Here is a 19,927-nt window from a genome sequence, read left to right on the forward strand (position 1 = left end):
TGCTAGTCTGGCGGCCATGAGGAGATTTTTGCTTGCGGTGTTGTGTGTAGCAGCGATGAGCGGGATGCAGGCTGCGACTCCGGCGGCTACGGACGCACGCGCGAGGGAGTTGATCCGTACGCTGAAGCTGTCGGTACTGCCGAAGGAGTCGGGATATCTGGGGATCATCGGAGTCTCTACGCGGAAGGTGAGCGTGGGCGGACGCATGCTCGCGGTGCAGAGCCAGAACTACTACATGCTTACGCGGGAGAGGCCGATCAACTACTTGCACTGGCTGGAGCCGGACGACACGCACATTCTGGTGGAGGGCGGGCCGGTGGACTACTTCATCTTTCATCCGGAGGGACGTGTGGAGAAGGTGACGCTGGGGTTCGACTATGCGGCGGGGCAGAGGCCGGTCGTTGCGGTGCCGGGTGGTTGCTGGAAGGCACTGCGGCTGCACGAGGGAGCGAGCTTCGCGCTGATGGTGAATACGCTCTCGCCGGAGTTTACGCCGGATCGCGTGAGGATTGGCGAGGGTACGGAGTGGGTGAAGCGGTTTGCGGGGGCAGCGCCCTGGGCCACGCCAAAGACGCTGCGGGAGTTTATCGGGCCGAACTGGATTCCATAAAGAGCGGGCCCAGTATCAGCAGATTTCTCCGCTGCGCTGCGAAATGACAAACAAAAGAACAAGCAAAAAACAGAAGCAACAGCAGATCCTTCGACTTCGCTCAGGATGGCTGCTCCAGGAGCCTAGAAGCGGGGCTAGGACATGCCGGTGATCTCGCCTGCTGCGTTGACGTTGATGTCCATGGCGCGGGAGGACTTGGGCAGGCCGGGCATCAGCATCATGCTGCCCGAGATGACGACGAGGAAGCCTGCGCCAGCGGAGAGAACGACGTCCGAGATGTGGAGGGTCCAGCCCGTGGGTGCGCCCATGAGTTTGGGGTCATCGGTTAGGGAATACTGTGTCTTCGCGATGCAGACGGGAAGCGCGCCGTAGCCCCACCTTGTGAAGCGGGCTAGTTTTTCTTCGGCTTGGGGTGTGAGTTTAACATTCGCTGCACCGTAGACTTTTTGCGCTACAGCGATAATTTTTTCGAGCGCAGAGGCGCCTGGGGCGTAGGTGCTGGTGGGCACGACGTTGGGGTTGGCGTCGATGACACTAACGACTTTTTCGGCGAGTGCGGTGGCTCCGGCTCCGCCTTTCGCGAAGGCTTCGGAGAGTGCAAAGGCTGCGCCCTGGGCCTCGCAATACTTTTCGAGGAACTTCAGCTCTTCTTCGGTGTCGTTGGGGAAGCGGTTGATGGCTACGATGGCGGGAAGGTTGAAGCCGCGCACGATGGCGATGTGTTTCTTCAGGTTTTCGAAGCCGGCTTCGAGGTCGCCCGCACCCTGGTTGCGAACCGACTGCACGGTGGTGACGAGAACCGCGGCGGAGGGCTTGATGCCGGACGACGGCATGACGATATCCATGTACTTTTCGAAGCCGAGGTCGGAGGCGAAGCCGGTTTCGTTGACGACGTAGTCGGCGAGGCGAAGGCCCATCTGCTGCGAGAGAACGGAGCTGGTGCCGTGGGCGATGTTGGCGAATGGGCCACAGTGGACCAACGCGGGCGTGCCTTCGGTGGTCTGGACGAGGTTTGGCAGGATGGCTTCGTTGAGGAGCGCCATCATGGGGCCTGTGGCCTTGAGGTCTTCGGCGAGGACGGGTTTCCCTGCACGTGTGGCGCCGATGACAATGCGGCCGAGGCGGGTGCGGAGGTCTTCGCGGCTTGTAGCTAGCGTCATGATGGCCATGATTTCGCTGGCGGCCGTGATGAGGAAGCCGGTGTGGCGATTGGCTCCGTCGCGTTTGCCGCCTGCCTGCACGATGATGTGGCGGAGAGCACGGTCGTTCATGTCGAGCGTGCGGGGCCAGGTGACTGCATCGGGATCGAGTTCGAGTGGATTGCCGTGGAAGAGGTGCGAGTCGATGAGCGCGGCGAGGAGGTTGTGCGCAGAGGTGATGGCGTGGAAGTCGCCGTGGAAGTGGAGGTTAATTTTTTCTGCGGGCTCGACCTGGGAACGGCCGCCGCCTGCGGCTCCACCTTTCATGCCGAAGACCGGGCCTAGGGAGGGTTCGCGCGAGGTGATGATGGCCTTCTTGCCGATTTTTTCGAGGCCTTGCACGAGGCCAATGGAGGTGACTGTTTTGCCTTCGCCCGAGAGGGTGGGTGTGGTCGCAGTAACGAGGATGAACTTGCCGCGCACGGGAAAGGTGGGGTCGTCGAGGAGATCGAGGGTGAGCTTTGCGCCGTAGCGGCCGAGGCGTTCGACGTACTTTTCGGGCAGGTTCAGCTTTTCGACGATGGCTTCGATGGGGAGAAGATCTTTGGTCATGGGCCTCAGAAGATGGCGAAGGTTTGAAGGAGTTATGGGGCTGCGGTGCCCATGGGGACTGGATAGAGCGGCGCGGCCTCGGCGCGGCCGAAGCGGACGGTGGTCTTGGTGATGCGATTGAGCGTGTCGATGTTGTTCGAGGAGAAGTACCAGACGAGCAAATGGCTATTCCAGTTGGTGGAGAGGCCCATGGTGTAAAGCGGCTGAGGAACTATGGGCTGGGAGTCTTTTTGATCGGCGGTTTGAGGCGGGGTCGGCGCCGGACCTTGCGCAGCAGCCATGTGGACCTTCTGCCAACCGACGTTATACCAGGAGGGCTGTGCAATGGGCTTCATACCGGGGACCTTGGTGACGATCTCGGCGAGGTCTGCGAGGAGGGTGGTGCTGCTGCTCTCGTGCTCGGCGTTGAGGCAGTCAACATCGAGTTCGGCGAGAAGGATGGATGCGGTGATGGCGGGTTTGATGGTGACCTGTGTGCCGCCGTCTGCGCTGGGTTGAGTCTCAGTGGTTTGCGCTGGGCCGGACTGCGGAAGTTCAAGCAAAAGTGCGGGGCGCAGGCAGTGGGTCTCGGCGGCCAGCTTTGGGTTGTCGATGTTGAAGAGGGTAAGGTGGCCGTCGTGCAACACCTTTTCGGGGTCGGACTTGACGAGGTCGGAGGGATAGAAGAGCCGTAACTTGAGGGCTTCGTTCTCCCACTCGGTGGTGTTGGAGGCCGGGGTCTGAGCGGCTGCGGTAAGAGATGCAGCGAGGAATAAACTTGCGACGAGAGTACGGGTTGTGAAGGTCATTGATTCCGCTCCAGCGGCTTGTCTTACGAAGTGCTCTCTTCCGGCTTATTTATTTTCTCTTCCAGCGGACGCCATCTTTGGAGTCTTCGATTAGGATGCCCTTTGCGAGCAGGTCGTTGCGGATGGCGTCCGCGCGGGCGAAGTTGCGGGTCTTTTTGGCCTGGGTGCGTTCGGCGACGAGGGCGTCGATATCGGAGTCGGAGAAGGCGAGCGTGGCAACGAGTTCGGGGGCGGCTTCGTCGATGCGACCCTCGGCTTCGGCCCACGCGAGCGCGGCGCGGGTGATGGCAGCGTCCTTGTCTTCAAGGACGGCGAAGACTGCGTCGAAGAGATTGAGGACGTCGAGGATCTCGGCGGCGTTTTCGCTGCGAAGTGTGCCTGTGTCTGCAGCGGTGTTGGCTGCGCGAACGAGATCGAAGATGGCGGCGCGGGCTTCCGCGGTGTTGAGGTCGTTCGCGAGGGCGATGGTGTACGCCATCCTTGCCTCACCGGTGAGCAGCGAGAGGGCCTGGTCGCATCCTTGAGAGAAGCCACCCTTCAACATGCGCTGGTGGAAGGTGCGCAGGCGGTCGATGGCGTTGGTCGATTCGATGAGGCTGTCGAAGGTGAAGTTCATCTGGTGGCGGTAGGGCACGGAGATGAGCAGGAAGCGGATGGCTGAGGCGCGGTGGCCTTTGAGGAGCAGGTCGCGGAGAGTGTAGAAGTTGCCCTCGGACTTCGACATCTTCTTGCCTTCGACGAGCAGGAATCGGACGTGCATCCAGTGGCGGACGAAGGGCTTTCCGGAGGCAGACTCGGATTGGGCGATCTCGTTCTCGTGGTGCGGGAACATGAGATCTTCGCCGCCGGCGTGGAGGTCGATATTCTCGCCGAGAAATTTGGTGGCCATGGCGGAGCACTCGATGTGCCAGCCGGGGCGGCCGGTGCCGAGTGCTGTCTCCCAAGATTGTTCGCCGGGTTTGACGGCCTTCCAGAGGGCGAAGTCGCGGGCAGCATCCTTCTCGTACTCGTCGAGGTCGACGCGGGCTCCGTCTTCGATGCCGTCAAAGTCTTTTTTAGAGAGCTTGCCGTAGTCGGGGAAGCGCGCGATGCGGAAGTACCAGGAGCCGTCTTCGGCCTGGTAAGCGATGTCTTTGGCCGCGAGCTGCTCGATGAGCGAGACCATGTCGGGGATGCAGGCGGTGGCGTGGGAGATGTACTCAGGGCGCTGGATGCCAAGGGCATCGAGGTCCTCAAAGAAGGCGCGCTCGAACTTTTCGGTGTACTGAGCGATGGGGACGCCGGCGGCGGCTGCGTTGCGGATGATCTTGTCATCGACGTCGGTGATGTTCATGACGTGCTCGACAGGAATGCCCTGCTGGCGAATGACACGGCGGAGCACGTCGACGTGGAGGAAGGTGCGGAAGTTGCCGATGTGGCCGTAGTCGTAGACGGTGGGACCGCAGCAGTACATTCGCAGAGCTTTTTGGTCGACGGGGGCGAGGGTTTCGATCTTTCCGCCGAGGGTGTTGAAGAGTTCTATGGTTGCCACGTTGCTCTAGTATCCTGCCGCAGCCGGCTCGTGGCGCGGTGCAGACTGCTCTCGCTTGAGATTCCCTGATGATTTTAGCTGATTTAGCCGGACGAATTGTTGGCGAGCGAGGGTTACTGCTGGCCGAGGAGGAGCTGGGGGGTTGCGCCCAGGTCTTCGGAGGCGAAGTCCCGGGCCAGGAGCTTTGGCCACGCGGCGGCGGCGATCATGGCGGCGTTGTCGGTGGAGAGGGCTAACGACGGGAAGGCGATGGGGAGGTTGCGACGGTCGGCTTCGGCCTGAAGGCGGCGGCGCAGTTCGCTGTTGGCGGCTACTCCGCCGGAGACGACGATGCTGCGCGCGCCGAGGGCTTCGGCGGCGGCGAAGGTCTGGCGCTGGAGGTTACCGACGACGGCGTATTGGAAGGAGGCGATCAGGTCGAGCGTCTGCTGGTCACAGAGCTTGATGACAGCTTCGGACTTTGGGGTCAGGGTTGGGTCGGCGGCGAGGACAGCACGTCGGGCTTCAATGCTGTCGCGCATGTTGTGGGTTTCGACATAGCGGAGGACTGCGGTCTTAATGCCGCTGAAGGAGAAGTCGAAGTGCGGGCCTTCGGTGTTTGTGGGGGCTTTTTTGTTGGTGACTCCCTCACGAGGGACGCGATGTTTGATCTCGCCGAAGGTGAAGGGGACGGCGCGGGGGTTGCCGTGAGGGGCGAGGGCGTCGATCCAGGGGCCGCCCGGATAGCCGAGGCCGAGGAGCTTGGCGACCTTGTCGTAGGCTTCGCCGGCGGCGTCGTCGACGGTGCGGCCTACGTTGCGATAGGTCCAGTTGGTCTCGCCACCCTGCTCGTGGGTGGCGAGGTAGAGGTGAGTGTGGCCGCCGGAGACGACGAGCGCGAGTAAGGGGAGCTCCATGGGAAGTTCGTTTAACTGACGCGTCTCCATGAGGACGGCGTGGATGTGGCCTTCGAGATGGTTGACGGAGATGAGGGGCTTGTCGAGGCCGAAGGTGAGCGCCTTCGCGTAGGTGATGCCGACCAGGAGTGCTCCGGCGAGTCCAGGACCTGCGGTGACGGCTACGGCGTCGAGGTCGGAGAAGGTGACTGGATGACCAGCCGCAGCGCTGGCGCGGGACATGGCCTCGCGGACGACCGGTACGATGTTGCGCAAGTGCTCTCGGGAGGCGAGTTCGGGAACGACACCGCCGTAGTTTGCGTGGAGCGACATCTGCGAGGCGACGACATTTGACAGGGCTTCGCTGCCTGCGCGGACGACAGCGGCTGCGGTCTCGTCGCAGGAACTTTCGATGCCGAGGATGAGGCCGGTGCCGATTGCTTGGCCACTCGTTTCGCCACACTGGGGACTTTCGCGCATCTCTCTATCATAGGGGAAGCATGAGCGAGCTTTGGGGCGAGAACTCGAGGTACAGGGCAGCGCGAGAGATCGTGGTGTCTCTGCGAGCGGCGGGGTATAAAGCCTACTTCGCGGGTGGTTGCGTGCGGGATCTGCTGCTTGGAGTTGAGGCGAAGGACTTTGATGTAGCGACGAGCGCGACGCCGGATGTGGTAATGAGCATGTTTGCGAAGACTTATTCGGTTGGTGCGCACTTTGGGGTGGTGCTGGTTTGCACGCCAGATGAAAACGGCGGCGAGATTGCAACTGAGGTCGCTACGTTTCGGCATGATGGGGCTTACAGCGACGGGAGGAGGCCGGATGCGGTGCGGTTTTCGACCGATCCGCGTGAGGATGTGCAGCGGCGCGACTTTACGATCAACGGGATGCTGTTCGATCCGCTGGCAGGGCCGGGCGAGGAGGCGATTCTTGACTTCGTTGGTGGGCGTGAGGACCTGACGAAGCATCGGGTGCGGACTATTGGCACTGCGAAGGATCGCTTCAGCGAAGACAAGCTGCGGATGTTGCGGGCAGTACGGTTTGCGGCTCGGCTGGAGTTCGAAATAGATTCCGCGACTGCTGCGGCGGTCAAGGAGTTGGCAGCAGAGATTACGCAGGTCAGCCTGGAGAGGATTCGCGATGAGTTGACGCTGATGTTGACGGAGGGACATGCGCGGCGGGCGTTCGAGATGCTGTATGAGTACGGCTTGTTGCAGCACATTCTGCCTGAGGCCGTGAAGATGCGCGGCGTAGAGCAGCCGCCACAGTTTCATCCGGAGGGCGATGTGTGGGTGCACACAATGTTGTTGCTTGAGAAGCTGAAGCCGGGTGTATCGCCAACGCTCGCGTGGGGAGCGCTGCTGCACGACATCGGCAAGCCTGCTACATTTCGTCCACCTGATCCCAAGAAGCCGGGGGACCGCATCCGGTTCGATGGACACGTTGAGGTGGGAGTCCGCATCGCCGAGACGATTCTTGCGCGGCTGCGATTTTCTAATGAAGACACTGAGCATATCGTCGCACTGGTGAAGAACCACATGCGCTTTGGAGACATTCTGCAGATGCGCGAGTCGACGCTGAAACGGTTTCTTCGGCTGCCGAAGTTCGACGAACATCTTGGGCTGCACTGGATGGATTGCATGTCGGCGCATGGGGACCTTCGGCTGTACGAGTTTGCGAAGGACCGGTATGAAGCCGCACCTGTCGAAGAGATGCGACCGAAGCTGCTCGTAACGGGACGGGATCTGATTGCTGCGGGATATCGCCCGAGCCCGCAGTTTAAAGAGATGCTGGAGGCTGCGGAGGATGCTCAGCTTGAGGGTTTAGCGACTACAACCGAAGAGGGTCTGGCCGTCGTGAGGGCGCGGTGGGGTGAACCGCGCGACGCGTAGACTCCCCATGAAAAAGTTGTCTGGCAGCCGAGCCAGTTTGGATGCGACAGAAGCGTTTGCCGGTGCATTTTTGTAACGAATTTGTCATCGCGAATTCGGGTGTAATGTTGAGAGAGATGGAGTGGTCAGACAGAGCATCGCCTGCTATTCTGCTTTGCATCTTAGAGGGCCTATGGCTACTACGAAATCGCTGCTGAACACTCCTGCCGAGCACACTCCGAATACACAGTTGACCATTGATGGACTGCAGGTGCCTGGGCGATCCGGTGAACTGTTGATCGACCTGCTGAATCGGCGCACCGCGGTGAGTGCACAGAAGCCTGTGCCGCAGGTCTGCTACATGAAGCAGATGGGGCCTATCGAAAGCTGCGACACCTGTCTGGTGAAGGTGAATGGAGAGCTGGCTCGGGCGTGTTCGACCAGAGTCGTCGCGGGAATGAAGGTGGAGACCGCCGGGGAGACTGTCGACATCGCACAGCGCGAGGCCTTCGACCGCATCCTCGAGAATCACATGTTGTACTGCACGGTATGTGACAACAACAATCAGAACTGCACGATCCACAATACGACGGCGGTTCTGGATGTGAAGCACCAGCACCGCGAGTACAAGCGGAAGCCGTATGAAAAGGACATGTCGAACCCGTTCTACCGCTACGATCCGGACCAGTGCATTCTGTGCGGGCGGTGTGTTGAGTCGTGCCAGAACGTGCAGGTGAATGAGACGCTGTCGATCGACTGGGAGAGCGATCATCCGCGGGTGCTGTGGGATGGCGGAACGCAGATCGAGGGCTCGAGCTGTGTCTCATGCGGGCACTGCGTGACGGTTTGTCCGTGCAACGCGCTGATGGAGAAGTCGATGCTGGGCGAAGCGGGCTACATGACCGACCTCCCGGCCGCTACGTTGAACAACATGATCGACGTGGTGAAGGGTGTCGAGCCGCCGATCGGATATGGGCCGATCCTGTCGCTTTCCGAGATGGAGTCGGAGATGCGCAACGAGCGCACCAAGCGCACCAAGACGGTGTGCACCTACTGCGCGGTCGGATGCAGCTTCGAGGTATGGACCAAGGAACGTCACATTCTGAAGATAGAGCCGACACATGGACCTGCGAATGGGATCTCGACCTGCGTGAAAGGCAAGTTCGCGTGGGGTCATATCAACTCCGATGATCGGCTGGTGAAGCCTCTGCTGCGCGATGGAGAGAGCTTCCGCGAGATCGAGTGGAGCGAGGCACTCGCCATCATCGAGCACACCTTCAAACGCATCAAGAACGAGCATGGGCCGGATGCGCTGGCGTTTATCGCCTCTTCCAAGTGCACCAATGAAGAGAGCTTCGTGATGCAGAAGCTGGCTCGCGCGGTGATCGGCACCAACAACGTCGACAACTGCGCTCGCTACTGCCAGAACCCTGCAACGATGGGACTGCAGCGCACCGTTGGCTACGGCGGCGACTCGGGTTCGATTGCAGATATCGAAAAAGCCGGGCTGGTGTTGATCGTTGGGGCGAATCCTGCGGAGAATCACCCTGTACTTTGCACGCGGGTGAAGCGTTCGCATAAGCATCGTGGGCAGCGGCTGATTGTCGCCGACCTGCGCAAGCATGAGATGGCCGAACGCGCCGATATCTTCTTCCGTCCGAACCCGTCGACCGACGCCGTGTGGATGTGTGCGGTGTCGAAGTACATCATCGACAGCGGCCTGGCGAAGATGGACTTCGTCAACAAATGGGTGAATCATTTCGATGAGTTCAAGAAGTCGCTTGAGCCGTTCACCCTGGAGTATGCGGAAAAGATTACCGGCGTTCCCGCTGCCACGTTGACGACTGTGGCACATGAGATTGCGGCGGCGGATGGGACGTGCATCCTGTTTGCGATGGGCGTGACGCAGCATTGCGGCGGATCGGATACGGCGACGGCGCTCTCGAATCTGCTGCTGGTCACTGGAAACTACATGCGGCCCGGAGCTGGAGCTTATCCTCTGCGCGGCCACAATAATGTGCAGGGAGCGAGCGACTACGGGTCGATGCCGAATGTCTTCAGCGGCTATCAGAAGGTAGATGACCCGGAGGTCCGGGCAAAGTTCGAGGCCGACTGGGGCGTTACGCTGCCGACCACGACGGGCAAAGACAATCACGAGATGGTTGAGGCAATTCTGGATGGAACGCTGAAGTCGCTTTACATCAAAGGTGAGGACACGATCACCTCTGACTCGAACGCGAACTTTGTCGGGAGCGCGCTGGAGAAGCTCGAGTTCCTGATTGTGCAGGACATCAACTTTTCAGAGACTTGCCGTTTTGCCGACCTGATCCTGCCGGCAGCGGCATCGCTCGAAAAAGACGGGACCTATACCAGCACAGAGCGCCGGATTCAACGCATCAACAAGGCGATGGAGCCGTTGGGTGAGTCGAAGGCCGATTGGGAGATCATTCAGCTGATTGCCAATCGGATGGGCGGTAACTGGAACTACAAACATCCTTCCGAGATCATGGACGAGGTGGCGCGGCTAACTCCGCTGTTTGCCGGGGTGAGCTATACGCGGCTGGAGGGCTTCGATAGCCTGCAGTGGCCGGTACATGCCGACGGCACGGACTCGCCGCTATTGTTTACCGAGGGCTTTCCTTTTCCCGATGGTAAGGCGAAGTTCTATCCGATCGAGTACGTTCCGCCATCGGAGGAGACTAGTTCGGTTTACGATCTGCACCTCAACAACGGCCGTTTGCTGGAGCATTTTGAGCAGGGCAGCATGACCTTCCGTACGCCGGGTATTCGGGAGATTACGCCGAATAGCTGGATCGAGGTTTCGCCGGAGCTGGCGGCTGAACGCGGAGTGACTACTGGACGCTTCGTGCAGGTGACCTCGCCGCATGGCAAGGCTCGTGTGCAGGTGTTGGTGTCCGAGCGCGTGAAGGGCAAGCAGCTCTACATGACGCTGAACTCAGTGGACGAACCGGTGAACCGGCTGACCAGCAGTTTTACCGATCGCGCGACGCATACTCCTGCATTCAAAGAGACGGCCGTGAGCATGACGGTGTTGCCGGAGCAGGGCGAGAATCCTCTGCCGCGGAGAAACTTCCGTTACGGCACGCGCACTCCACAGCCGGGTCTCGAGATCGAGCGCAAATGGGCACGCAAGGATTACCATCTGCCCGGCACCGCTGCCTCTGACAAACTCGTTCAGATTACCTCCAATACCGTCTAATTTTTTCGACCTCAGAGCTGTCTTTCAGGAGCTATTATGGCAAAGCCAATTGCTTTCAAACCGATTACCGTCGACTTTAAAGCCGATCTAGTGCGCAAGCTTGAGAAGGCTCCGGAAGAACATGCCGAGGCGCTGCTGCTGGCCTACGATGTGCTTGAAGAGGCGCACCGGAAGGGTCTGCTCAGCCTGCTGCACGGCGCAATCGGCGCGAAGGATACGATCTTCAATACGTTGTCGAAGTACGCGGCGCAGCCCGAGGGCATCGCAGCGATCCGAAATCTGCTGACCGCAGCGAAGATCCTGACGGAGCTCGATCCTGAGGTGCTCGATCAGCTCTCGAAGGTGATGGCGCATGCGACCAAAGAGCATCAGGCGGAGCGAGAGGCACCGAGCCTGTGGCAGCTGGCCAGACGCGCGACGAGCGAAGACAGCCGCCGCGGACTCTCGTTCATGACGCTGGTTCTCTCCGGGCTGGGCAGGTCGCTGAAGAACTAAGCAACACGATCCCAGGGAACGCGCGGTGTCGCGGGCTATGGTCAAATAAACGATGTGACTCATTCTTTCGATATAGGTAGTGCACCACATCAGGTCCCGGTAGGCCGGGGCAAGCTTTTTCTCATTGCAGGACCGTGTGTGATCGAGTCCGAGAGCCATGCACGCATGATGGCAGATGCGATTCAACGCATCACCTCAGACCTCGGCGTTCCTTACATCTTCAAGGCCAGCTACGATAAGGCCAATCGAACCTCTATCAAGAGCTTTCGCGGGCCGGGGCTGGTGGAGGGTTGCCGCATTCTTCGCATGATCGGGGAGAATACGGGCCTGCCTGTGTTGACCGATGTGCACACCGCCGCAGATTGCGACGCTGTTGCCGAAGCAGTGGATGTGCTGCAGATTCCGGCGTTTCTCTGTCGCCAGACGGATCTGCTGATCGCTGCAGCCGAGGCAACGAAGAAGACCGGTGGCGCGATCAACGTGAAGAAGGGCCAGTTTGTCGCGCCTTGGGACATGCGGCACGCCGTCGAAAAGATTCGCGAGAGCGGAAACGACCGTGTCTCGCTGACCGAACGCGGCGCGAGCTTCGGATACAACAACTTGGTGGTGGATATGCGTTCGCTGCCGGTGATGCGTGGGTTTGCGCCGGTGGTCTTCGATGGCACCCACTCTGTCCAGACGCCTTCAGCGGGCAACGGCGTTAGCGGCGGGCAGCCGGAGTTCATCCCCGTGCTGGCTCGCGCGGCAGTCGCCGCTGGGGTGGATGGTGTCTTTCTTGAAGTTCATAACAATCCTGCTGAGGCGAAGTCCGATGGAGCCAATGCGCTTCATCTAAACCATCTTAAGGCTGTGCTGGAGCAGCTGCTGGCGGTGCAACATGCCGTTCGCTAGAAGAACGTCCTGCCGGACGGGGCCTCCTGCGCGGAGGGCGGTCGCTTCGTGACTTGTATACCTTGTCTTGGTTTGGGAATAGGCTGGGTCCTCGCGATGCTCGGGCGTAATCTTCGTGCCGACCAGCGGGAGGCTCTATACAGCCAATTCTGCCTAGACCGGTAGACGCGTCACGAAGTGACCGCACCGCGCGCACCGGGCACGTCCGGCAGGACATTACCGCTTAAAAAAAGCGGCCCCTCAGTGAGGGGCCAATCTGCCTTGGTTCTCTCTGGTTAGGAGAGGTTTTTGCGAGTGCGCTCTAGGTCGCTATCTCGGCAAACTTGCGGACGGTGCGAGACTAACTACACCGTCCTGGGGGAGGGCTACTGATTCACCTCTTGTGGTGAACTTACTCCCGCGTGGGAGGTCTTTGGCGTTGCTGTTGCGCTGGACGCCGAGTCGGAACTCATCGATGCCAAGCTGTTATGGAGCAGCGTGACGCGAACCCCGTTTACGACTGCCTGCTCGCCATCTGCCGGCTTGGCGGTGTTCTTGCCGAGGCCAGTCTTGTAGATGCGGTAGACCGGAACCTGATGTTCGGTGACGAGGTAGCGGACGACAGAGTCAGCCATTGCCTGCGAGGTCTGAACACCGGATTTGCTATAACCCTGCACTTCGATGATGTAGCCCTTCTCGCCAGAAAGTGTAGTGGCGAGATTGTCGAGATCGGATTTACCGGTGGGCCCGAGAGCGGTACGACCCGAGGCAAACTTCACTGATGTCGAAGAGACTGTCTGGTATTGATCGAGATTGCCGACCGTGTTGCCGAGGGAATCTGTGCGGCTGCTTGCATTACCGGCAAGGGTCTGGGCGGAGTTCGCACGATTCGCCGCATCCTGTGCATGCTGGTCGGCCGTGTTTGCCGAATTCATTGCATTCTTGATGCCAGCCTGCGAACGGGAGTCTACATCTTTGATATCGTTAGCGTTCTTAGACTGAAGCTGATCGAGTTCGTTGACCTGACCCTTGATGGGCGCTGTCTGCCTGTTTACCCACTTCTTGCGGGCAAACGGGTTCATGTGGCCCCAGAAGCCTTCCTTCGATTGATCAGCGAGGGGCTTGCCGGTGGCGTAGGTGGACTTGTCGTCTGGACTCGTTGCGCCCGAGGTCGAGCTGGCTGCTGCCGGGTCTGTTGTCTGCGTCGCGGGAGTGCTCGTCTGAGCGAATGCCGAGATGCCCAATGCACTACCTAACAGTAAAGCTGGGAGGCCGAAAGTAGTTCCGGATTTCATCATTTGGTCTGCTCTCCTTTTCTGACTCTGCGCCTGTGTTCCAGACGTCAACATGCACTTGCTAGAGCAGGTAGCGTGCCAAAGTACTTAAACGTATCAACCCATTGATAATATGTAGCTTAGACAAGATCGTGAGTTCCAGACAGGCGGGAGATTACAACCGACTCACGCAAAATCTTCCCGGGGGCCGGGTAACTATTACCCGATCTCCCCTAAGGGCCGCTACTTTATGTTCACGCTAATGATGTGAATCTCGGGCATTTGCGTGTTCCAGTTGGCGGGAATGGTCTCGAAGATAAGGCGAAAGTCCCGCTCCTCGCCTGGCTTTAGAGGGGAGGCGCTTATTGGCTGTGTGTCGATATAAGGCTCGCGCATCCGGACTACCGATAACGGCAGCGTCTCCACCTGCGGCGGCATGGCCTCGTCGTTGCGGAAGATGACCTGAACCGTGACGCCGGATACGGTCTGACCACCGGCGTTCTGGATGTGACCGTCGATGAAGGTCGACTTTCCTCCTGAGAGGCTCGTCGACTCGCTCATCGCAAGCTGCGAAAGAGGAAGCTCTGCAGCGTAGGCGGCCAGTGGCTGGATCGTATTTGGGGAAGCCTGCGGCTTATGGCGTGTCGCGAAGACCAGGCCGATGAGCACCACCACGACCACCAACCCCGCCACACCCCATGCTGCGGCCGGAACTCCACCTCCTTCCGGCGGCTTGCTTTCGAACATCGCAGGCTGTGGGCTACTGTTCTCGCTGCTCCCTGGCGGAATCGGAGTGCTCCGTGAGGAATCAGATGGATTAACCGGGGTATCGAGTGGACGACGGTCTTCGCTCATAAGCGGAGATTTTATACCGCTGGATGCCACTGCCAACTGAACCTGCTCTTTCGTTCAGCCGCCCTTGACCTCCCCAAAAGGAATCAATAGAGGGTCCGCGACAAAAACTTCGACGAATTTTCATGCCAACACCAGAACTTCATGGTGCATTCTCGCGTTAAGGAACATCTATAGGGTGTCGGCTAATTGCACCTGGACGGATCTTTGACCGACTGCAGCGGATCGGAACCGCGAGGAGAGGTAAGCATGAACGAGCAAATCGATCTTTCGCCTGAGCTGCCGTTCTCGTCCCTGGATCCTAAGAACGGCCTGCGGGTTGCCGAGGGGGTCACGGTTCCCATCGCGGCAGACCGCATGTATCAGCTCGCCGCGCTTACTGCCGGCCTGTTTCTGCTGGTCACGCTGGTCTAAATTCGTTAGGCTCGCTGTTGCGTTAGCTCATGCTTCAAACGACAGCGACCGATGCCTGAAATAACATCGCTTAGGCAAAGCTGGCACGTTTGACCTTCTGGCGGAAGTCTTCGCCCTGCATCTCTACGACAACACACATCTCCTGCAGTCGGGACCGCATCCGTTCGCCGATCCTGTCGCCGAGCGTCTCCTCGCGCATCGCCCCACGCACGCCGCTCTCGGTGCCAAGAGGGCCCGCGTTCGCGTAATTGGTTGTGATGATCGTGGTGCGGCGGTCATTGTAGCGGGTGTTTAGAATGTGTGCGACCGTGTCCCAAACCCAGTCTGTGGGCTTCGACGCGCCGAGTTCGTCCAGCACGAGAACCTCGGCGTCGAAGACAGGTGCCAGTACCTCGAGCTCGGTGGCGGAGACCTTATTGTTGTAGCTGTTCTGCACCTGCTTCAACAGGTCGCGGTAGTCGAAGAAGAGACCGGTTGCGCCGCGTTCCGCCACCAGCGCCTGCAGAATCCCCACTGCCAGATGCGTCTTTCCGACGCCGATCGAACCAGTGATCAGCAGCCCGGTTCCAGCCGTCTCGACCGGGTAGCCGTCGACGAACTTCCTTGCGCGCAGATGGGCCAGAGTGAGCGACCGATTTGAGGAGGGAAAGTCCGTCTCGTAGCTTTCGAGAGAGCAGTGCTCGTACCGCTTCGGAATGTGCGCGCGGCCCAGCATGCGCTCGGCCCGCTTCTGCACCCGGCAGACGCAGTTTTTGACGAACTGCCTGCCATCCTCCTGCAGGATCAACATCCCCGCGCCACCGCATATCGTGCAGACTTCACTCATAGCCGTCCTCTCAGTATGGCAGCATCTGAATCCAATTGCCCCCTGTGCGAATCTGAGTTAAACTGAGGAAACTGCTTGAGCGCTCCGAAAAGGCGCAAGCGGCGGCGCGACAGGCCCTTCGATGTGACGTGAACTCTTCCGTTGCAAGCGATCCGCGAGCCGGCAGGCATACCCAAGATTCAGAAAAGGATAGTTACCATGCCAAAAGAAGGTATTCACCCGAAGTACGACAACATCCACGTCAAATGCGCCTGCGGAAACACGTTTGAGACCCGCTCCACGCATAAAGGCGACATCGTCGTCGAAATCTGCTCCGCCTGCCACCCGTTCTTTACCGGCAAGCAGAAGCTGATCGACACCGCAGGTCGCGTCGAGCGCTTCCGCCGCAAGTTCGCCAAGTCGGACGCCGGCAAGGCAGAGACCGCCGCGAAGTAAGCGGACGCCTAAATCACCCAGGGGCCTCCGCACTACGCGGGGGCCTTTGTTTTGTCTAAACTAGTCGCAGGAAGGGCTACAAGCAGCGTGAAGAAGCGTTACACCCTCGAACAGAAGCGCTGGGACGATCCAGCCGAGCATACGATGCCCGAGCACTCCCGCGTGCCTGCGAGCTTCACCATCGGCAACGTGAAGATCGCGCCTGCGACGGTACTCGCTCCTATGGCCGGGGTGACCGACACAGTCTTTCGCCGCTTCATCAAGAACGCCAGCCAGTTCACCAGTGCGACCGATGACGCAGTCGATCGGGCGTCGAACATTGACAGCGTCACCTCGAACCAGCAATCCGGCTGCGGTCTCATCATGACGGAGTTCACCTCCGCCGACGGCCTATCTCGCATGCGCGAGACCAAGCGCAAGCGCTACCTGACGTATTACGACGACGAACACCCCATCTCCGCACAGCTCTTCGGCTCGAATCCCGCAACGCTCGCTGACTCGGCGCGCATTGTGCAGGACGCAGGCTTCGACCTCGTAGACCTGAATCTGGGCTGCCCGGCGAAGCGCGTCGTCGCCTGCAATGGAGGCTCCGGCTTGCTGCGCGATCTGCCCCTGATCGAGACGATCTTCAAGACCGTACGTGCCGCCGTTTCAATTCCCTTCACCGTAAAGTTCCGCATGGGTTGGAGCGACAAGCACATCGTCTGCGTCGACCTTGCGAAGATGGCCGAGGACTGCGGCCTGAACGCCGTTGCACTGCACGCCCGCACCCGCGAAGACGGCTACACCGGCCAGGCGCGTTGGGAGTACATCGCCGCCGTCAAAGACGCTGTGAAGATCCCGGTCATCGGAAATGGCGACATCCGCACTCCCGAGGACGCCGCCGCCATGGTCGATGTCACCGGATGCGACGCCGTGATGATCGGCCGCACCGCTCCTTCGAATCCTTGGATCTTCCGGCAGATCGCGCAGTACACCGCGTCGAAAGAAGCCACCGGCTTCGGCACTTACGACCAGCCCACCGACCAGGATCGCTATCGCATGATTCGGACCTACTTCCAGATGCTGGTCGATGAGATCGCGCTCGAAGAGCGAGCCGAAGCAGCACGCGCGGAGGCCATCACCGCCGCGGGACAAGTTGCACGCGAGCAGCGCCACCGCGACTGCGTCGGCAAGATGAAGCAGTTCGCGAGCTGGTTCACCCACGGCGTCCCCGGCGGCAGCGCGCTGCGCAAACAGATCTTCGAATCGAAGAACGGCGATGCAGTTCTCGGCGCGATTGAAAACTTCTTCTCGAACCGCGCGGACGAGCTCGTTTCCCATCCCGAGATGGTCACGCAGGACGGCCAGCTTCTCACCTCCGCAGCCTACTGTGATTGATTGCGGCTAGACTCTGCCCTGCAACACGTGCGTGGAGTGTGACCCGGCGTCTGTGTTCCGTTTGCGCCACACAGCTTTCACCTTCGCACGCCAACGCTCATCAAGCGCAATAAGACTCCATTCGACTCGCGGTGAAAGGTACCGCAGCACGACTTCCGTCGCAGGATGAACTCTCAGCGCTGGTGCCACCAGATAAAGTCGCGGAGGCTCGGCCGACAAGCGCAGCCCGCCGAAGTATCCGTGCCGCTGAAACTCTCCCAACCCAGTGGTGTTATCGGGATTCTGCAGATGGTGCCATCGCACCCGGACCCAGTAATCCAGCCCCTGCAGAGCGAGGTGAAGGTCTTCGTCGGCCTTCAATTCAATGACCGCCAACCGTCCGTCTTCGGTGATGCCGAGCAGGTCGAGCATTCCACGATCCGCGGCGGCGAACGCAGGCACCTGCGTGTAAACATGCTTCGGATCGAGGCGCGCATCGAGCGGCTCGAAATCACGCCTGAGCACGCTCTCCAGCCAGCGCTCGGGCTGCATGCGATAAAGTGGATCGCGCTTGTCGCCGCCAGCGATGCGCCGTGCAAACAATCGCGCCACCAGCTCGCGCAGCTCGTTCACATTCTCTTCGGTCATGGGAGTCTCGTTCGCGCCGGCGCCGAAGGTGATCTCCTGCGCACTGTTGAACGAGTTTCCCGCGTAGCCCATTCGCACCCGCGCAAACTCCAGGCCGTGCAGCAAAAACGCTAGCTCCGTGCCGCTGCGAAGACGCTGCTCCACCACCGCGCGCATCGTCTCCGGCACGAGCGTCATCACACGGAGCGTGGACTCGGCAAATCGCTCGTGTGCGGAGTGCTCATTAGGAGCATGCATCAGACGGGTGGTCAGGTTGCCATGGTCGGCCGCGTCACGCTGCTCCAACTCTTCCGACTTCTGGTCCAACTCCCACAACTCCCACCGGGCAACCGACGGGTTGAGCCACGCCATTCGCGAAAGAGTCAGTATCGCCATTCCACGCGGCACGATCAGCTTCAATCCTTGATACAGCCTTCGCCCATCCCCGGAGTCGCGGCAGTGCTGCAGCCATAGAATCCCCAGAGTCAAAATTCCATCGACGGTCGCCTGGGTCTCCTCTTCATTGACGGCGATCACAGCCCAAGCCTTTTGCCCCTGGATCAGCGATCCGCGCGCATAGGCAGGCCCGAAGCTCTTCTCAAGATCCATCGCGGTACGAAGCCCATCCACCTTGAACTCCGGAAAGCTGCGCAACAGAACGCGCTCCAACACCTTCAGATACCGCACTCGCGTCGCCTCCCGCGTAGAAGGTGTACGGCGATCGCGATCGGTTACAAGTTCAAGCGTCTGTGGTTTGGTCTGTCCGAACCGGTGCGTGCTCAGCCGCAGCACTCCGTTGCGAAGCGTCGTACCACTCACTCGCCGAACGAGATTGCGGTCCTCTCCCCACAGATGCAGCGTGCACCGGCCGTGCTCGGTCGCAAGCTTGTACTTTGCCTCGCGCATGTCGAAGAGGACTTTGCCATCTTCCAACACCACGGCGCGGGGAGATTCAGCTAAAAAGGATTCAAGTGCAGCGGTGATCTGTTCTACCGTCTGCACGGGCTCCGCGGAGGAGACTCTTGGCGGCATAGCCGAACGTTAGCACATCTGCGAGCCTGAAAAGCTCTCGCGATCTACAACGAAAGCTTGAAGTGATAGTCGGAGATGCGCAGGCCGTGCCGGAAGTAGAATGCGTGCGCCTCATGCCGGTGCGTTCCCGAGTCGAGCATGAAGGTGGTGCATCCTGCCTCCTTCGCCAGCGCAATCAGCCACGTTATCATCGACTCGCCATGTCCCTTCGAGCGCGCCGCTTCGTCCGTTACCAGATCATCCACGTAGAGCGTCTTGCCGCTCCACAGCAGAGTCTGCATGCGGAAGCCAGCGACTGAGACGATCTCACCGTCCGACTCTAGAAAAGCGAGTTGATACCCCTCGGCCTGCTGCGTTTGAATGCGTCCGACGAACTCCTCGGCAACCAACATGGGTCGAAGCTGGCGCATCACCGGAAAGCAGCGGTCGATCTCGCTCGGTATCGTAGCAATCTGAATGGTGGACATAGACGGGCGGCCCGCTACCATCCTTCTTTCGCACGCAGATGCGTGATGTGAGCTACGTGATGGCGCGAGTGCCAGGCGTAGGTCAGCGCTGACATCTCCACCGTCACGCGGCCGTCCTCCGGATGGAGGTACCCGCGCTGCCACTGCTGCTCGTCGAGAGACTGCAACAGCATCACCCAGCGGGCATGAAGGGCTTCCACCAGCTCCAGCGACCACTCCACCGGAGCCGCCATGTCATGGAGCTTTGCCCAGGCGCCTTCGTCGTACGATTTGACCGCCGGCCAGTCCTCAGTCAGCGCAAGCTTCACCCGGACGAAGGCGTTCATGTGGCTATCCGCGACATGATGAACCACCTGTCGCAGCGTCCACCCGCCTTCGCGATACGGCGTACCCAACTGAGCCGAACTCAATCCGTCCACGGCATTGCGCAGTTGTTCGGGCAGCTCAGCGAGCGAAGCAACGGCCCCGGTTCGCTCGTCTGCAGAGATGGATGTTGGCGCTTCGAAAACACCTATGGGGAACCTCGGGTCTACATCAATCTGCGCCATGGCCTCGCCTCCATACCTCTACCAGCAACTTAGCACACGAAATTGTGTAACCTTCTATGAAGATTCCGTTGTGTGCCTCGAAGCT

At 60.0% G+C, this 19,927-nt stretch carries 18 protein-coding genes; 8 read left to right on the plus strand and 10 right to left on the minus strand.

Annotation, left to right across the window (positions count from 1 at the left end; translation table 11 throughout):
* The first annotated feature begins 37 nt into the window (after nucleotides 1-37).
* Entirely contained in the window at nucleotides 38-610 is a 573-nt protein-coding gene (locus HDF12_RS19985; RefSeq protein ID WP_218892511.1) for a cupin domain-containing protein, read from the plus strand.
* Between the two features lie 134 nt (nucleotides 611-744).
* Here HDF12_RS19985 and HDF12_RS19990 read toward each other — a convergent pair whose 3' ends face one another.
* The 4 genes from HDF12_RS19990 to tsaD form a co-directional block, all read right to left on the minus strand.
* Nucleotides 745-2,361 carry a formate--tetrahydrofolate ligase gene (locus tag HDF12_RS19990; protein WP_179586279.1) on the minus strand — a complete coding sequence of 539 codons (1,617 nt, stop codon included), beginning with the start codon at nucleotides 2,359-2,361 and terminating at the stop codon, nucleotides 745-747.
* Nucleotides 2,362-2,393: 32 nt separating this feature from the next.
* A complete protein-coding gene (locus tag HDF12_RS19995; protein WP_179586281.1) occupies nucleotides 2,394-3,149 on the minus strand; it encodes a hypothetical protein in 756 nt (251 codons plus the stop codon).
* A gap of 49 nt (nucleotides 3,150-3,198) precedes the next feature.
* Nucleotides 3,199-4,680, minus strand: a complete 1,482-nt coding sequence (gene cysS, locus HDF12_RS20000; RefSeq protein WP_179586283.1) for a cysteine--tRNA ligase — start codon at nucleotides 4,678-4,680, stop codon at nucleotides 3,199-3,201.
* A 113-nt stretch (nucleotides 4,681-4,793) separates the two neighbouring features.
* A complete protein-coding gene (gene tsaD / locus HDF12_RS20005) occupies nucleotides 4,794-6,035 on the minus strand; it encodes a tRNA (adenosine(37)-N6)-threonylcarbamoyltransferase complex transferase subunit TsaD (RefSeq protein WP_179586285.1) in 1,242 nt (413 codons plus the stop codon).
* Between the two features lie 20 nt (nucleotides 6,036-6,055).
* Between tsaD and HDF12_RS20010 the strand changes: the two genes are divergently transcribed.
* The 4 genes from HDF12_RS20010 (at nucleotide 6,056) to kdsA (ending at nucleotide 12,029) form a co-directional block, all read left to right on the plus strand.
* The gene (locus tag HDF12_RS20010) at nucleotides 6,056-7,444 is read left to right on the plus strand and encodes a CCA tRNA nucleotidyltransferase (RefSeq protein ID WP_179586287.1); all 1,389 of its coding nucleotides are present in this window, start codon (nucleotides 6,056-6,058) and stop codon (nucleotides 7,442-7,444) included.
* Between the two features lie 172 nt (nucleotides 7,445-7,616).
* Nucleotides 7,617-10,643, plus strand: coding sequence for a formate dehydrogenase subunit alpha (gene fdhF / locus HDF12_RS20015; RefSeq protein ID WP_179586289.1), 3,027 nt, complete (start codon nucleotides 7,617-7,619; stop codon nucleotides 10,641-10,643).
* A 36-nt stretch (nucleotides 10,644-10,679) separates the two neighbouring features.
* Entirely contained in the window at nucleotides 10,680-11,138 is a 459-nt protein-coding gene (locus tag HDF12_RS20020; RefSeq protein WP_179586291.1) for a helical membrane plugin domain-containing protein, read from the plus strand.
* 54 nt (nucleotides 11,139-11,192) lie between these two features.
* Nucleotides 11,193-12,029, plus strand: coding sequence for a 3-deoxy-8-phosphooctulonate synthase (gene kdsA, locus HDF12_RS20025; protein ID WP_179586293.1), 837 nt, complete (start codon nucleotides 11,193-11,195; stop codon nucleotides 12,027-12,029).
* A 365-nt stretch (nucleotides 12,030-12,394) separates the two neighbouring features.
* On the opposite strand, the gene HDF12_RS20030 is transcribed toward kdsA, so the two are convergent.
* The gene (locus tag HDF12_RS20030; protein WP_179586295.1) at nucleotides 12,395-13,306 is read right to left on the minus strand and encodes an OmpA family protein; all 912 of its coding nucleotides are present in this window, start codon (nucleotides 13,304-13,306) and stop codon (nucleotides 12,395-12,397) included.
* Nucleotides 13,307-13,525: 219 nt separating this feature from the next.
* Nucleotides 13,526-14,029 (minus strand): DUF2393 family protein, encoded by a 504-nt coding sequence (locus tag HDF12_RS20035; protein ID WP_246373774.1) that lies wholly within the window; start codon nucleotides 14,027-14,029, stop codon nucleotides 13,526-13,528.
* Between the two features lie 354 nt (nucleotides 14,030-14,383).
* On the opposite strand from HDF12_RS20035, the gene HDF12_RS20040 reads away from it, so the two are divergent.
* Nucleotides 14,384-14,548, plus strand: a complete 165-nt coding sequence (locus HDF12_RS20040; RefSeq protein WP_179586299.1) for a hypothetical protein — start codon at nucleotides 14,384-14,386, stop codon at nucleotides 14,546-14,548.
* A gap of 70 nt (nucleotides 14,549-14,618) precedes the next feature.
* Here HDF12_RS20040 and HDF12_RS20045 read toward each other — a convergent pair whose 3' ends face one another.
* Entirely contained in the window at nucleotides 14,619-15,374 is a 756-nt protein-coding gene (locus HDF12_RS20045; RefSeq protein ID WP_179586301.1) for an ATP-binding protein, read from the minus strand.
* 198 nt (nucleotides 15,375-15,572) lie between these two features.
* Here HDF12_RS20045 and rpmE point away from each other — a divergent pair, with 198 nt between their 5' ends.
* Nucleotides 15,573-15,809, plus strand: a complete 237-nt coding sequence (gene rpmE / locus HDF12_RS20050; protein ID WP_179586303.1) for a 50S ribosomal protein L31 — start codon at nucleotides 15,573-15,575, stop codon at nucleotides 15,807-15,809.
* 144 nt (nucleotides 15,810-15,953) lie between these two features.
* Complete coding sequence (locus HDF12_RS20055; RefSeq protein WP_179587149.1) at nucleotides 15,954-17,189, plus strand: tRNA dihydrouridine synthase; 1,236 nt, start codon at nucleotides 15,954-15,956, stop codon at nucleotides 17,187-17,189.
* 6 nt (nucleotides 17,190-17,195) lie between these two features.
* On the opposite strand, the gene HDF12_RS20060 is transcribed toward HDF12_RS20055, so the two are convergent.
* From HDF12_RS20060 to HDF12_RS20070, 3 genes are all read right to left on the minus strand, one after another.
* On the minus strand, nucleotides 17,196-18,797 hold the full coding sequence (locus HDF12_RS20060; RefSeq protein ID WP_373563973.1) for a hypothetical protein: 1,602 nt from the start codon (nucleotides 18,795-18,797) through the stop codon (nucleotides 17,196-17,198).
* A 74-nt stretch (nucleotides 18,798-18,871) separates the two neighbouring features.
* Nucleotides 18,872-19,294, minus strand: a complete 423-nt coding sequence (locus HDF12_RS20065; RefSeq protein WP_179586307.1) for a GNAT family N-acetyltransferase — start codon at nucleotides 19,292-19,294, stop codon at nucleotides 18,872-18,874.
* A gap of 14 nt (nucleotides 19,295-19,308) precedes the next feature.
* Nucleotides 19,309-19,842 (minus strand): YfiT family bacillithiol transferase, encoded by a 534-nt coding sequence (locus HDF12_RS20070; RefSeq protein WP_179586309.1) that lies wholly within the window; start codon nucleotides 19,840-19,842, stop codon nucleotides 19,309-19,311.
* Nucleotides 19,843-19,927 lie beyond the last annotated feature (85 nt).

Origin of the sequence: Tunturiibacter gelidiferens, assembly GCF_013410115.1 — a bacterium.
GTDB lineage: Bacteria > Acidobacteriota > Terriglobia > Terriglobales > Acidobacteriaceae > Edaphobacter > Edaphobacter gelidiferens.

Excerpts from the sequence above, each read along its gene's own strand:
- HDF12_RS20020 (WP_179586291.1), top strand. The coding sequence starts at position 10,680 with ATGGCAAAGCCAATTGCTTTCAAACCGATTACCGTCGACTTTAAAGCC.
- HDF12_RS20030 (WP_179586295.1), bottom strand. The coding sequence starts at position 13,306 with ATGATGAAATCCGGAACTACTTTCGGCCTCCCAGCTTTACTGTTAGGT.
- HDF12_RS20065 (WP_179586307.1), bottom strand. The coding sequence starts at position 19,294 with ATGTCCACCATTCAGATTGCTACGATACCGAGCGAGATCGACCGCTGC.
- fdhF (WP_179586289.1), top strand. The coding sequence starts at position 7,617 with ATGGCTACTACGAAATCGCTGCTGAACACTCCTGCCGAGCACACTCCG.
- HDF12_RS19995 (WP_179586281.1), bottom strand. The coding sequence starts at position 3,149 with ATGACCTTCACAACCCGTACTCTCGTCGCAAGTTTATTCCTCGCTGCA.
- HDF12_RS20045 (WP_179586301.1), bottom strand. The coding sequence starts at position 15,374 with ATGAGTGAAGTCTGCACGATATGCGGTGGCGCGGGGATGTTGATCCTG.
- HDF12_RS19990 (WP_179586279.1), bottom strand. The coding sequence starts at position 2,361 with ATGACCAAAGATCTTCTCCCCATCGAAGCCATCGTCGAAAAGCTGAAC.
- HDF12_RS20040 (WP_179586299.1), top strand. The coding sequence starts at position 14,384 with ATGAACGAGCAAATCGATCTTTCGCCTGAGCTGCCGTTCTCGTCCCTG.
- HDF12_RS20035 (WP_246373774.1), bottom strand. The coding sequence starts at position 14,029 with ATGTTCGAAAGCAAGCCGCCGGAAGGAGGTGGAGTTCCGGCCGCAGCA.
- HDF12_RS20010 (WP_179586287.1), top strand. The coding sequence starts at position 6,056 with ATGAGCGAGCTTTGGGGCGAGAACTCGAGGTACAGGGCAGCGCGAGAG.
- HDF12_RS20070 (WP_179586309.1), bottom strand. The coding sequence starts at position 19,842 with ATGGCGCAGATTGATGTAGACCCGAGGTTCCCCATAGGTGTTTTCGAA.
- HDF12_RS20055 (WP_179587149.1), top strand. The coding sequence starts at position 15,954 with ATGCCCGAGCACTCCCGCGTGCCTGCGAGCTTCACCATCGGCAACGTG.
- rpmE (WP_179586303.1), top strand. The coding sequence starts at position 15,573 with ATGCCAAAAGAAGGTATTCACCCGAAGTACGACAACATCCACGTCAAA.
- tsaD (WP_179586285.1), bottom strand. The coding sequence starts at position 6,035 with ATGCGCGAAAGTCCCCAGTGTGGCGAAACGAGTGGCCAAGCAATCGGC.